At 37.6% G+C, this 14,367-nt stretch carries 11 protein-coding genes; 9 read left to right on the forward strand and 2 right to left on the reverse strand.

Translation table 11 applies throughout. From position 1 onward, the window contains the following. From H4J66_RS00060 to envZ, 4 genes are all read left to right on the forward strand, one after another. The coding region (locus H4J66_RS00060) for an elongation factor Tu (protein ID WP_077287512.1) at positions 1-105 on the forward strand (105 nt) is incomplete at its 5' end. A gap of 1,027 nt (positions 106-1,132) precedes the next feature. After that, positions 1,133-1,738 (forward strand): hypothetical protein, encoded by a 606-nt coding sequence (locus H4J66_RS00065; RefSeq protein ID WP_182169095.1) that lies wholly within the window; start codon positions 1,133-1,135, stop codon positions 1,736-1,738. A gap of 631 nt (positions 1,739-2,369) precedes the next feature. Continuing rightward, positions 2,370-3,095, forward strand: coding sequence for a two-component system response regulator OmpR (gene ompR, locus H4J66_RS00070; protein WP_070375641.1), 726 nt, complete (start codon positions 2,370-2,372; stop codon positions 3,093-3,095). A 58-nt stretch (positions 3,096-3,153) separates the two neighbouring features. Beyond that, on the forward strand, positions 3,154-4,449 hold the full coding sequence (gene envZ / locus H4J66_RS00075) for a two-component system sensor histidine kinase EnvZ (RefSeq protein ID WP_182169103.1): 1,296 nt from the start codon (positions 3,154-3,156) through the stop codon (positions 4,447-4,449). 171 nt (positions 4,450-4,620) lie between these two features. On the opposite strand, the gene pckA is transcribed toward envZ, so the two are convergent. Continuing rightward, positions 4,621-6,231 (reverse strand): phosphoenolpyruvate carboxykinase (ATP), encoded by a 1,611-nt coding sequence (gene pckA / locus H4J66_RS00080; RefSeq protein ID WP_182169105.1) that lies wholly within the window; start codon positions 6,229-6,231, stop codon positions 4,621-4,623. Positions 6,232-6,704: 473 nt separating this feature from the next. Continuing rightward, positions 6,705-9,269, reverse strand: a complete 2,565-nt coding sequence (locus tag H4J66_RS00085; RefSeq protein WP_182169107.1) for a penicillin-binding protein 1A — start codon at positions 9,267-9,269, stop codon at positions 6,705-6,707. A 186-nt stretch (positions 9,270-9,455) separates the two neighbouring features. Between H4J66_RS00085 and H4J66_RS00090 the strand changes: the two genes are divergently transcribed. The 5 genes from H4J66_RS00090 to H4J66_RS00110 are packed head-to-tail and all read left to right on the forward strand — an operon-like array spanning position 9,456 to position 14,311. Then, a complete protein-coding gene (locus H4J66_RS00090) occupies positions 9,456-10,535 on the forward strand; it encodes a pilus assembly protein PilM (RefSeq protein WP_182169109.1) in 1,080 nt (359 codons plus the stop codon). Beyond that, the gene (locus tag H4J66_RS00095; RefSeq protein ID WP_182169111.1) at positions 10,523-11,113 is read left to right on the forward strand and encodes a PilN domain-containing protein; all 591 of its coding nucleotides are present in this window, start codon (positions 10,523-10,525) and stop codon (positions 11,111-11,113) included. The genes H4J66_RS00090 and H4J66_RS00095 overlap by 13 nt, the downstream gene beginning before the upstream one ends. Then, on the forward strand, positions 11,110-11,718 hold the full coding sequence (locus H4J66_RS00100) for a type 4a pilus biogenesis protein PilO (RefSeq protein ID WP_182169113.1): 609 nt from the start codon (positions 11,110-11,112) through the stop codon (positions 11,716-11,718). The genes H4J66_RS00095 and H4J66_RS00100 overlap by 4 nt, the downstream gene beginning before the upstream one ends. Beyond that, a complete protein-coding gene (locus tag H4J66_RS00105; RefSeq protein WP_182169115.1) occupies positions 11,715-12,254 on the forward strand; it encodes a pilus assembly protein PilP in 540 nt (179 codons plus the stop codon). Before H4J66_RS00100 ends, H4J66_RS00105 begins: the two co-directional genes overlap by 4 nt. After that, on the forward strand, positions 12,254-14,311 hold the full coding sequence (locus H4J66_RS00110) for a type IV pilus secretin PilQ (RefSeq protein WP_182169117.1): 2,058 nt from the start codon (positions 12,254-12,256) through the stop codon (positions 14,309-14,311). The genes H4J66_RS00105 and H4J66_RS00110 overlap by 1 nt, the downstream gene beginning before the upstream one ends. The last annotated feature ends 56 nt before the right edge of the window (positions 14,312-14,367 follow it).

Below are 14,367 nucleotides of genomic sequence, written 5' to 3' on the forward strand. Positions count from 1 at the left end.
GTAGAGCTAATCAACCCAGTAGCGATGGATGAAGGTTTACGCTTCGCTATCCGTGAAGGTGGTCGTACTGTTGGTGCTGGTGTTGTATCTAAAATCATCGCATAATTGCAGATTTTAGTTCTCACGAGAACTTAAAGAAAAAGCGCTTAGGCGTCTTTTTTTATATTTAAAATTTAGCAAAACTGTCAAACAGTTAAAGCTGCCAACACAGAGCAGGTGTTGTATCGCTGTACCTAAAAGAGGCATCGCATAATTGCAGATTTTAGTTCTCACGAGAATTCAAGAAAAGGCGCTTAGGCGTCTTTTTTTATCTTTAAAATTTAGCAAAACTGTCAAACAGTTAAAGCTACCAACACAGAGCAGGTGTTGTATCGCTGTACCTAAAAGAGGCATCGCATAATTGCAGATTTTAGTGCTCACGAGAATTCAAGAAAAGACGCTTAGGCGTCTTTTTTTATATTTAAATTTTAGCAAAACACAGAGCAGGTTATTTCTACAGAGTAAATATCACCGTATCTTTATAGATATGTGACTGCGTATAATGATTGATATTACCAATCACCAAATGAGATTGATCACTTTTGCTACAAAAGAGACCTTTCTTAACACCCTAAATCAGCACCAAAAAGGTCTTCTCTGATACGAAAGCAGACCTTCTAAGTTTTCAATCTAAGAATTTATTAATGCACCAGAGCCAAATAAAGGGTATTTGACGTAACCTTATGATTTACTCTATGCTAACAGGAAGTAAAGAGCGATTAACAGCCGCACAAGCATCTTCTAATTGTAATCACTTTTTCCCTATAGCTGACGTTCGAGCTTGCTTCACCAATGATAATTTATTAGCACATAATAAAAATTTTTTTTATGTGCTTTAAGTTAATAACATGACAATAGGAATATTATTATACCTCAACACGCATTACTTCAGCAGTTGTTTGGTTATTGTTTAACAGCACATTTCCCACCCCACTCATAAATTGACTTTATATGCTATGATGTAAGAATTAAATTAAATTAATTAAAACACTATACTTTCAACTTAACTATGAAATACATATTACTTTTAGAGCTCTTTTTTTTAAATTTTTTAAATCACACACTCGCAAGTGAAATAAATGCATCCTCAATAATGCATATAGCCGTGTTACCAAATGACAAAATCACTGAAAGCTACAAAAAATATATTCTCAGTGCTTATCACGAGATTGGCTATCGAGTAGTTTTTCATGAGATGGTTTCTCTTAGAGCTATTAAATCGATAGAAAATAAAAGTAGTGAAATTGATGCAATACTCATTCTTACGGAAAGCCTTGGTAGTAAATACTCTGCATTACTTCCTGTTCCTGTCTTTTTGGGTAATGCTAACTTAGTACTCATGTGTCGAAAAGCACTTATTTGTGATCGTTCAGTCTTACAAGAGAAAAATAACCTCATTGGCGTTACCGCAACAAGTTTTGCCTCAATTTATCTTAAGAATGAAACAGTCGTTTCAATTCAAGAAGTTAAATCAAGAAATTCACTTGGACAAATGCTTAAGAGAAAAAGGCTTGATTACATATTGATGATAAATACTAAGCAGTATGGGAATATGGCTAACATAAACGTTGAAGAATTTTCTACTTTTAACATAAAACCCATCCGTGGCTTTCATTATATTAATAAAAAACATCAACAAATATTACCTCAGTTAACTAAAGCATTGAAAAATGCCGCTGAAAAATTAAGTGTCCTCTAGTGAGATAGAACAAAAAGCTGTTTTAATAATTACTTAGGCTAGTTGTTAACGTTCATAACCTAAATAACAACGACTGTTTTTAGTGTTAAAGTTTCCGTAGTAAAATAAAAGTAACTAACCGAATAGCGGTTGATGGCACTGAACGGCCCCATAGAACTTCTTATGTCAGCTTATGGCTATCAGTTGACTAAAGGAACAAACCATAGTTAATGTCAGGAATGCGTATAAAGTGATCCTAAATATTGCTGATTGAGCCTCAAATATTATGACCAAAGAGTTGTCTTTTGAGAACGCGATTTTGGCTGTATCCCTTTAAAAGTAATCAACCGTAAATAAGACTAATATCAATCATTACGCATAGTCACAGATATAGGTTTTAACGTCTTCAATGTGGCAAAAATGATCAGTTATCGATAACAAAAAAGTAATAATAAGTTTCGCTGTTATTTGATGATTGAGCACTTCAATAGTTAAACGTAGTCACACAGAGTAAGTGTTGTATCCCGTTATGCCTGTAAAAAGGCAAATTTCATAAATTGTAACAAATACCTTAACTTTAATTATTAAAGGCAGCTTTATTATTACTTTTTTTAGATTATAGTGAACAGATGATTGTTATAGGATGACCCCGATGAGTAATGAAACTAAAAAGATATTAGTAGTTGATGATGATATGCGCCTTCGAGCGCTTTTAGAGCGATATTTAGTTGAACAAGGTTTTGCCGTGCGTACTGCGGCGAGTTCAGAGCAAATGGATCGTTTACTTGAGAGAGAGAACTTTCACTTGTTAGTCTTAGATTTGATGTTACCTGGCGAAGATGGCTTATCTATATGTCGTCGCTTACGTCAACAATCTAATGATATGCCAATTGTCATGTTAACCGCCAAAGGCGATGAAGTTGATCGTATTATTGGTTTGGAACTCGGTGCTGATGATTACATGCCAAAACCTTTTAACCCAAGAGAATTATTAGCGCGAATTAAAGCTGTATTGAGACGTAGGGTACAAGAAGCTCCTGGCGCTCCTTCACAAGAAGAGAACATTGTTTCTTTTGGTGAGTATCAACTTAACCTTGCCACTAGAGAGATGGTAAAAGGTGATATCAATATGCCTTTAACGAGTGGCGAATTTGCTGTTTTAAAAGCTCTGATCACTCACCCAAGAGAGCCACTGTCTCGTGATAAATTGATGAATTTAGCACGTGGTCGTGATTATTCAGCTTTAGAGCGTAGTATTGATGTACAGGTTTCACGTTTAAGAAGAATGTTAGAAGTAGATCCGGCAAAACCTCGTTATATTCAAACGGTTTGGGGTTTAGGCTACGTCTTTGTGCCTGAAGGTAAAGAAGTCAATTAGTGCGTTTAACATCGTTACCTACCTTATATAAGCGAAGACCCTACTATGGATGTAAACCATGAAAATATTGCCACGTAGTGCCTTTGGGCAAACCGTACTCTTGATTGGTTTTTTACTCTTGATTAATCAAGTTGTTTCTTGGGTATCTATGGTTTATTACATCATCCAACCTAATACTCAGCTAACTAACGAGTTGTTAGCAAAACAAGTACGGGTTGTGCTTATCGATATTGATGATGATCTGCTTAGAAAGGCATTCTCAATATCATTTCAAGAAAAAACGGGCATTGAAGTTTATCGTGAAAGTGACGCATTATCGTCAGGTCTGTCAGAAGCCACTTATCTTGCACATCGCTCTAAAGAGATGTCAAAATTACTTGATGGCGATACTGAACTGAGACTGACTCAAGGAGGGGAGCAATATATATTCTGGATCAGGCCTCCGCAAGCGCCACATTATTGGATCAGAATTCCCCTTTCAGGTCTAGAAGAAGCAAACTTTTCTCCGCTTACAGTGGTTTTAATGTTTCTGGGCCTATTAAGTGTCATTGGCGGTTGGTTGTTTGTTCGGCAAATAAATCGTCCTTTAAAAGCATTACAAAAAGCCGCAGAAGATGTCGGGCGTGGCGAGTTTCCTCAGCCGTTAGCCGAGTTAGGTACCACTGAAATTGTTGCGGTAACTCAAGCTTTTAATCATATGTCTCGAGGTATAAAGCAGCTTGAAGACGATCGTAACTTATTGATGGCCGGAATTTCTCATGATTTACGCACGCCATTAACCAGAATTCGCCTTGCGGCGGAGATGATGTCAACACAAGATGAGTTTTTAAAAGAGGGTATCGAAGGCGATATTGATGATATGAACAGTATTATTGATCAGTTTATCGACTACATTCGCCATAACAGTAAAGATAAGCCTGAGCTTTGCGATCTCAATCACTTAATTAATGATGTGATGCAAACCGAACTTATTTATGGTCGGCAGATAAACTTTTCAGAGCAAGAACTACCTGAAATACCGCTACGCTTTGTTGCGATGAAGAGAGCGGTTGCTAACATTATTCAGAATGCCTTACGTTACTCTGATGGAGATATTGATATTATTACCGGGATTTCAGCGGATAAAAAGTCAGTGTATTTCTGTGTGTCTGACAACGGCCCTGGTATTCCTGAAGAAGATATAGAACGTTTGTTTCAACCTTTTACGCAAGGGGATAAAGCGCGAGGCACAGAAGGAAGTGGTTTAGGCTTAGCGATAATAAAGAAGATAGTGAATACCCATGGTGGCGATGTTCTGTTAACTAACCGTGCTGAAGGTGGTTTATCAGCCAAGGTTTTATTACCCATTAAATAAATTTTCTGAAATTCACATAGTAACCGTTGGGTTGCACAATGTACTGATGCCATAGAAGGCATGTCTCACTAAGAATGGTCATGCTGTGATGACAGTTCATCCTGAAGATAAAAAAGCCGCTAAACGTGAAGTTTAGCGGCTTTTTAGTGATAACATTTAAACATTAAGTCGTTATAGCTGAGGTCCAGCATTGACTAATGACTTACCATTATCAGTATCAGTAAACTTACTAAAGTTTTTAACAAAGCGCTTAGCTAAATCTTCTGCTTTAGTGTTCCACTCTTCTTTATCTGTGTAAGTATCACGAGGGTCAAGAATGTCGCCTTCAACCCCTGCAACACTCGTTGGGATTTCTAAATTAAATAACGGTAAAACAGTAGTTTCAGTGCTATCTATAGAACCATCTAGAATCGAATCAATAATCGCACGAGTCGCCTTTATTGAGATACGTTTACCCGTACCATTCCAACCGGTGTTAACTAAGTAAGCTTCAGCACCAACGGCTTGCATACGTTTACGTAGAACTTCAGCATACTGAGTAGGGTGCAAGCTTAGGAAGGCTGCGCCAAAACAACTTGAGAATGTCGGAGTCGGCTTGGTAATACCACGCTCAGTTCCAGCAAGTTTAGCTGTAAAACCAGATAAAAAGTAATATTCAGTTTGTGCGGGGGTTAACTTTGAAACAGGTGGTAATACACCAAAAGCATCGGCAGTTAAGAAAATAACTTTTTTCGCATGACCAGCACGAGAAATAGGCTTAACAATATTTTCAATATGATCAATTGGGTAAGACACACGGGTATTTTCAGTTTTTGAGTTATCATCAAAATCAATTTTACCATGCTCATCAACGCTAACATTTTCTAATAATGCATTGCGACGTATCGCATTATAAATATCAGGTTCATTTTCTTTACTTAAGTTGATCGTTTTAGCGTAACAACCGCCTTCAAAGTTAAATACACCATTATCATCCCAGCCATGTTCGTCATCGCCGATAAGTTGACGCTTTGGATCTGTAGAAAGCGTTGTTTTACCTGTACCGGATAAGCCGAAAAATACCGCTACATCGCCTTCTTCACCAACGTTTGCACTACAGTGCATTGAAGCAATACCTTTTAAAGGTAATAGGTAGTTCATCATTGAGAACATACCTTTTTTCATTTCTCCGCCGTACCAAGTACCGCCGATTAATTGAATTTTTTCAGTAAGGTTAAAGGCAACAAAATTTTCAGAGTTAAGACCTTGTTCTTGCCATTTATCGTTAGTTGTTTTAGCGCCATTCATTACGATGAAATCGGGTTCGTAATCTTTCAACTCTTCATCTGAAGGGCGAATAAACATGTTTTTAACAAAGTGAGCTTGCCATGCAACTTGAGTGATAAAGCGAACTTTTAAACGTGTATCGGCATTAGCACCACAGTAAGTATCGACAACAAATAAACGCTGTTTAGAAAGTTGAGTAGTCACTAAAGTTTTTAAATGATCCCAAGTTTCTTGCGTCATTGGTTTGTTATCATTCTTACCTTGATCAGACCACCAAACCGTATCACGACTAGTATCATCACGAACAATATATTTATCTTTAGGTGAGCGACCGGTAAAAATACCCGTATCGACGTTAACCGCACCAAGCTCGGTTTCTATGCCTTTATCAAAACCAGTCAGTTCAGACTTAGTTTCTTCAGCAAAGAGTAACTCGTAAGACGGATTGTAAACAATCTCGGCAACATCATTGATGCCATATACAGATAAATCAATTGAGCTTTCTAAAGAAGCCATAGCGAATACTCTCCTAAAAGTACGACAGTGAACATTTTGTGTTAAACATGTTTGAGAAGGCAATTTTAGGCGATTATTAGACAAAACGAAAGCAAAATTTCTTTCGTTGTGAAAGTTTTCACTATAACTTTCATTTATAGTGGTAGGGGGGAAGATACAGTGACTGAGTAATTAAACTAAATATTTTACCACTAGAACCGCATTTATTTATTTTAATTGTTTTATTACAATAGTTTACTGCTAGTTTTTCTTTGTAGGAGAGACTGTGAATTATGCTATTGATTCGCATAATCTACAGTAAATTTATTTTTGTAAAAGGAACAAAACAATTAAATAAATGTTTTGTTTTGTAAGGAATAAGTTGCAAATGAAAGTTATAAAAGTCAAAAGCTGACAATGGCGACAAGTTACAGCAAGTATCTAACTAACATTTGTCAGGCAACTAATGATATAGGAAGAAAATTGCTGTCTGGTTAAAATATATCACCGTTACTACTTTCATCAAAAATACGTGAACCATCAAGTATTTCACTACTATTATCTTGTGTTACCGATTCTGTTGGCGCGGTGCCAAACTGAAAGTATTCAAAAAAGCTGGTTTTATCTGTTTTATTGGTCAGTTTACCGCTGCTTTTATCAATGCGTACTGACACTATATCAACAGGCTGAATAAAAGGTTCTTCAGGATTAGCAACTAATGCAACTTCCATGAAGTCTATCCAAGCTGGTTGTGCTGATTTTGCCCCAGCTTCGCCACCAGTAATTTGATACTTATCGAGATTACTATTGTAACGTGTTTTACCCAAACTTCTGCCTGGGTCATCAAAGCCGACCCAAGAAGTAGTGACCAATCGACGGCTAAAACCTGAAAACCAGGCATCTTTTGATTGATTTGTTGTCCCGGTTTTTCCTGCAATATCATGTCGTTTTAATGTTTGTGCGCGCCATCCTGTTCCTCGCCAAAATGGTTTCATTTGATAGTCTGAACCCCAAATTGCCGCATTTAATGCTTGTGTCACTAAAAAAGCATTCTGCGGGCTAATCACTCGTTCAGCTTTAATAAGTGGACGTAGGTCTTTTTCAGCTAAAAGCTCCAACGGGACGGCGGAATTATTAATATCTCGTTGCTTAATTTCTAGTGAACATATGTCACAGGCAATAGCCGGATTTGCTTGGAAGAGGATTTTACCAAACGAATCTTCTATTCTATCAATTAAATAGGGTCTAATTAAATAACCGCCGTTTGCGAAGGTTGCGAATCCGGTGGCCACTTCTAATGGTGTTAGAGATGCAGAGCCTAAAGCAAGTGTTTCGTTTCGTGGTAAATCGTTGGGCACAAAGCCAAAGGCTGCTAAATGGGGAATTATTTTGTCTAATCCAACCGCTCTTAATAGTCTAACGGCGATAACATTTTTAGATTGTGCAAGTGCTAATCGAACCCGAATGTCGCCGTTATAAATAGGGGGAGAGTTTTCTGGACGCCAAACTGAACCGGAACTTTCATCCCATTGGTTAATTGGCGCATCATTGACGAGTGTGGCTAAGGTAAAGCCATTATCTAAAGCGGCGGAGTAAATAAAGGGCTTTATGTTAGAGCCCACTTGTCGTTTTGCCTGTGTAACCCGATTAAACTGGCTTTGCTGAAAGCTAAATCCGCCAATGGCTGCTTTTATCGCACCATTATCTGTTGATAAAGAAACGAGAGCAGAACTCACTTCGGGTAGCTGGCTTAATGTAAAACCCTGCGCGGTTTTAATAACAAAGACAACATCACCATATTGGAGTATTTCATTAGCAAGCTTAGGTGCAGCTCCCTGTTTTTCATCATTAATAAATTCGCGCGCCCACGACATGCCTTGCCATAATATATCGCCTTTTTGCAAAGTGATGTGGTTATTATCCTGATGACCTAAAAATTTAATCGTCGCTGACTGTTCAGCAACACCTATGATCACAGCAGGAAAAAGTGTCTGATAATTATTGATTTTATTAAGCGCTTTGATAACTTCATCATCGCTGAGCTCAGCAACCTTATCAATAGGACTTGTGTTTTCAGTTAACTCTGGGCGTAAAGAAACGACTGCGCCGCGATACCCATGTCGCAAATCGTATGACAGTAAGTTATCTATTACTGCTTTTTGTGCTGTTCTTTGAAAGTCTGAATTCACCGTTAGATAAACATTGTAGCCACCGGTATAGGCAAGCTCTTTGCCATAGAGATTTACCATCTCTTGGTGTGCCATCTCTGCTATGTATGGCGCATTTAACTCAATTTCTACACTGTGTCTCTTGCCAGTAATCGGGGCTTGGTTTGCTTGTGCCATCTCTGTTGAGTTGATATAGCCTGCGCTATACATACGCTGTAAAACAATTGCGCGATTGGTCTTGGCGTTATCAGGCGAACTTATAGGGTTTCTGTTAGAAGGTGCTTTAGGTAAACCAGCAAGTACCGCTATCTGGGCCAGTGTTAAGTCTTTAACATCTTTACCGTAATACACTTGTGCTGCTGCGCCAAAACCAAAGCTACGATGACTTAACGGTATTTTATTCATGTACAGGGCGAGTATTTCATCTTTTGTGAGTAAACTTTCAATATGGAAAGTTAAAAATATTTCACGGATTTTTCGGGTGTAAGTGACTTCAGAGGATAAGAAAAAGTTTCGTGCCACTTGCATGGTAATGGTACTTGCACCCCCTTTGTTTTGTCCCATTATTTTACCGAGTACAGCTCTGCCTAGTCCAATTGGGTCGACGCCAAAATGTGAATAAAAGCGATCGTCTTCACTGGCTAAAATGGCGTTAATCAGTTGCTGTGGAAATTCGTTAAGCTTTAAGGGAATGCGTTTTTTTTCGCCAAACTGATTGATTAACTTATTATCGGCACTAAAAATTTGCATCGGCGTTTGCCATTGCATGTCTTTTAATGAAGTCACACTGGGCAATTCACTGCGCATTGATAAATATAAAGCGGCTAAAGACAAACAAGCTAAAAATATAAAGATTAGCCCTACTTTTATGAGACGTTTAAATAAAAGCACTAAATTTTTCTCTCAATATTGGACAAAAAAACGATTAATAACACTAGTATATCCTTTAAAAGCATGTAATAAATGTATTTATCACAGGTTTATGCCTAATATAAAGCAATGCAATAATGTTTATCTAAATTTATTTATTTAAATTGTGTCGTTATTTAGTGAATTTACTCATATTAGTAGGATGTTATGCTCAGCAGTCTTTTTAAAAAGAATACATCTTTAATAGTTGGTATTGATATTGGTTCTCATGCAATAAAAGCGGTTTTGTTAAGTCAAGATGATGAAGGGTATGTGCTAGAAGCATTAGCAACAGAAGTTATGCCCCGTGGCGCTATTATTGATCGAGAAATCCAAGACATTGATGCCGTTGGCAAAGTTGTTACTAAAATCAGAAAAGAAATTACCTCTTCAGTCAATCAAGCTGCAGCAGCCGTTTCTGGACAAACCGTTATTACTAAAGTTATCTATATGGACGTTAATTTGTCTGAGCACGAGCTCGCCAGTCAAATTGAAATTGAAGCCGATAGTTTAATTCCTTACCCTTTAGATGAGGTTAGTTTAGATTTTGAAAAACTGGACATTAATGAATCAGACCCAACCAAGGTTAATGTTTTATTAAGTGCTGCTCGAACCGAATCAGTAGAAGCGAGAGTTGCGGCTTTAGAATTAGGAGGATTTCAAACTAAGGTTATTGATGTTGAGTCATATGCCGTAAGTCGAGCCTATGATTTAAGCTTATCACAATTACCCGATGATGCTAAAGACAAAACGGTTGCTATAGTTGATGTGGGCGCGGTGATGACCTTGTTTTCGGTGACTGATGCTGGCGCACATATTTATAGCCGTGATCAACTCTTTGGCGGCGAACAATACACTCGATCAATTGTTTCATATTACAATCAAACTTTTGAAGAAGCTGAGCATGCCAAAATAACGAATGATTTGCCGCCTAATTATACCTTTGAAGTTTTAGGACCGTTTCACACTATTTTTACACAGCAAATTCGCCGTGCAATCCAAATGTTTTTAACCTCTAGCGGGAAAAAGAAAATAGATTATATTATTGTTTCAGGTGGTAGTGCTAATGTTGAAGGTCTTGAAGTCTTGTTAACTGAAGAATTAGGTATCCATACTATTATTGCAAATCCTTTTAAATCGATGACCGTTGCCGAGAGTGTAGATAAAGATGTGTTAGATAAAACCGCCGCTCAATATATGGTAGCAGCAGGTTTAGCATTGAGGAGCTTTGTTTCATGGCATTTATAAATCTACTCCCATGGCGCGAAGAAGCTGAAAAAGCCAAACAACGTGAGTATTTTACCCTACTTACTATTGTTGCCGTAATCGCCTTCGCGATGGTTTTTATTATTAGTCAATTTTACCAAATGCGTATTGATGGTCAAAATTCACGTAATCAGTTTCTAAAAACAGAAATTGCTCTTCTAGACGCCCGTATTATAAAAATTAAAAACTTAAACGAAAAGAAAAAAGAATTACAAAAAAGAACTCAAGTGGTCGAACAACTTCAGCGCAGCCGAAATGTGGGTACCCAAGTTTTTGATGAAATAGCTAAAATAGTGCCAACAGGTGTTTATTTGACCCGTCTTGAAAAACAGGGCAACAGCATTAACATCATTGGAAAAAGTGAATCGAATAACCATTTAGCGAATATGATCCGTGAAATAGAGCGCTCGGTGTTATTTACTGATGCAATCTTAGAATCTATTACGACCAATGAAGCAAAAAACAAATTATTGAGTGACTTTAAAATGCGGGTGCGTATTAAAGGCTTATTAAATAGTGGAGATGACGGAAAAGTGATCACTAACGGAGGTAAATCATGAACATAGATTTAACTCAATTCTTTGAACAATTCGAAGGTTTAGAGGCTGATAACGTTGGACAATGGCCAAAAGCAGCCAAAATAACATTAGCCGTTTTTATCGCTATTGTGGTTTTTGTGTTAGGTTATTTTTTATTAATCAGTGATAAAATAACAACACTCGATAATTACGCGGCGGAAGAAGTTACACTAAAAAGCCAATATAAAATAAAATACCATTTTGCTGCCAATTTAGAATTATTTGAGCAGCAAATGAAAGAAGCAGAAGCCTTATTTGCCAATCAATTAAGAAGTTTGCCTGAAAGTCATGAAACCCCTGGCTTACTTGATGATATAACTTTTGTTGGGACAACAAGTGGGCTGAAATTTGTTAAGCTTAATTGGCAGCCAGAGATAACCCGTGAAATTTATATTGAACTTCCTATTGATATTGAAGTGGTTGGTTCTTATCATGAGTTTGGTAACTTTGTTAGTAAAATTGCTGGGTTACCTCGTATTGTTACTTTACATGACTTTGATGTCGATATTAACAATATGGAAAATGGTTTACTGGGTTTAAAACTACAAGCAAAAACTTATCGTTATCGAGAGGCTGAAGAAAAATGAAAAAGTCAGTCTTATTTATTGCGCTTGTTATCAGTGTCAGTGGTTGCTTTGATGACACCAGTGATTTACGTACCCATATAGCGACAGTGCAGGCAAATACACCCAATGTTATTAAACCTATGCCGGTAATTTCAAAGTTTGGTCATTTTGACTACTCAGCGCAAGGGTTACGAAGTCCATTTGATAAACCAGAAGCTGAAGCAATCCAACAGAAAATTCAACAGATGTCAGGATGTTTGAGTCCAGATCCTCGTCGCCGTAAGCAGCCCTTGGAAAAGTATCCGCTCAGCAACTTATCAATGCGAGGAACTTTAGGAGAACAAGAGATTATTTGGGCACTTGTTGAGGCATCTGATGCAACCTTACATCGAGTTGCTGTTGGAAGTTATTTAGGATTGAATCATGGTCGCATTACAATGGTGAATCCATTTGATGTTAAAGTTAGAGAATTAATTGCTGATGGCGCTGGTTGTTGGGTCGAACGTGAAACGACACTTAAAATGGTCAAGTCAGGTACAGAGGGGCAAGGGAAGTAATGTTGCTATTTAATAAAATAAAAAGTCATCCGTCAGTTACATTAACGCTAACACGAAGTGTTATCACCGCAGTTATGCTCTATTCTTTGGCTTTTTCGGCATGGTCTAGTGATCTAATCGGTATTAAATATAATACTTTACAGAACGATGAAATAGAGTTGCAGTTTGAACTCACTGAAACCATTGTTAATCCACCCGTGATGAAAACGGCGATGAATCCTGCTCAAATTAGCATTACCTTTGATGCGAATGAGTTTAATGAAAAGTTATTAAAAACCATTGTTGAACATGCCGGTGTTAGTCATGTTAGCGTGCAAAAATTAGCCGGGAAAGTGGTTGCTACGGTTCACTTAGATCAACTGTCCGTTTTTGATATTAAGCAAAATGGTAAGTTCTTCTCATTAATTCTGAATAAAGGTGTGGGCGACTCGTCGATTACAAAGGTCAATCCATTAGGTAATACCTTTATTAACAACATTGATTCGATAGATTTTCGTAATGGTGAAAATAACGAAGCACAAATATTAGTTTACCTTGATGACAGTATGGTTGCTGTTGATGTGACAGACAAACTTGGCAAGTTGTATATCGAATTCCATAACACCCAGATTATTGATGACTTACTTTATAAATTAGATGTTACCGACTTTGGTACGTTGGTTACTGGCATCGAAACCTTTAGAGAGGGACGTAATGCCAAGTTTATTGTCGATATCAATAGTGATTTTACTTTTAAGCATCAACAGATTAACAATGTTTTTTCATTAACCGTTGTTAAAAATGATAAAGCGCCCGGTTACTTAGAAGAAGATGGTGATTTTAGTGGTCGCGCTATTTCTTTAAATTTTCAAGACATTCCTGTTCGTACCGTTTTACAAATTATTGCTGATTACAATGGCTTTAACTTAGTGACCAGCGACAGTGTCTTTGGAAATGTGACTTTGCGTTTAGACGGCGTGCCATGGGATCAGGCCCTTGATATCATATTAAAAGTTAAAGGCTTAGATAAGCGTATGGAAGGCAACATTTTAATGGTTGCTCCGAGCGACGAACTTTCTGCCCGTGAAGCTCGTGATTTACAAGCTAAACAGCAAGTCGCTGAGCTTGCGCCACTCTACTCTGAATATGTACAAGTGAATTATGCTAAGGCAACCGACTTTGCTAACTTAATTAAAAATGATGACAATAGTATTTTGTCATCACGTGGCAGTGTCAGTGTTGACGAGCGAACGAATACTTTATTAATTCGTGATACAGCAAAAAGTATCGAAGATATAAAGCGTATGGTCAATGTTTTAGATATTCCTGTACGACAAGTGATTATAGAAGCGCGTATGGTCACAGTGAAAGACAGCATTAATGAAGAGTTAGGTATACGTTGGGGGGTTACTGATACTGACGGTGAATATGCGGGTTCTGGCTCCTTAGAGGGGGCTAATTCTGCAGCAAGTGGACTGGTGCCTAATTTAGCTGACCGATTAAATGTTAACTTACCCGTAGCAAACCCAGCAGGTAGTATTGCTTTTCAAGTGGCACGATTAGCCGATGGTACTATATTGGATCTTGAGTTGAGCGCGATGGAGAAAGAAAATAAGGGTGAAATTATCGCAAGCCCAAGAATTACTACGGCAAATCAAAAACAAGCCTATATTGAACAAGGGGTCGAAATTCCCTATCAAGAAGCATCGTCAAGTGGCGCGACGTCAACTCAATTTAAAAAAGCTGTACTTAGTTTAACGGTAACACCACACATTACCCCAGACGATCGTATTATTCTTGATTTAGTCGTCACTCAAGATACCGTCTCTGATGTACAAAGTGGTCAAGCACCAGCAATTGACACTCAGCGAATAGGTACACAAGTGTTAGTTAATAATGGCGAAACGATTGTTCTTGGCGGAATTTATCAACAAGCAATTATCAGTACAGTATCAAAAGTACCTGTTTTAGGCGACATTCCCTATTTTGGTTGGCTATTTAGAAATAGCAACAACTTTAATGAGAAAAAAGAATTATTAATTTTTGTGACACCACGCATCGTAACTGAGCGTTTTTAAACAACTTTGTGAGTTACTGAGTAATTTCATTTTATTTTCGTCTTAGTTAACTTGCA

Source organism: Colwellia sp. MB3u-55, assembly GCF_014076785.1.
Classification (GTDB): domain Bacteria; phylum Pseudomonadota; class Gammaproteobacteria; order Enterobacterales; family Alteromonadaceae; genus Colwellia_A.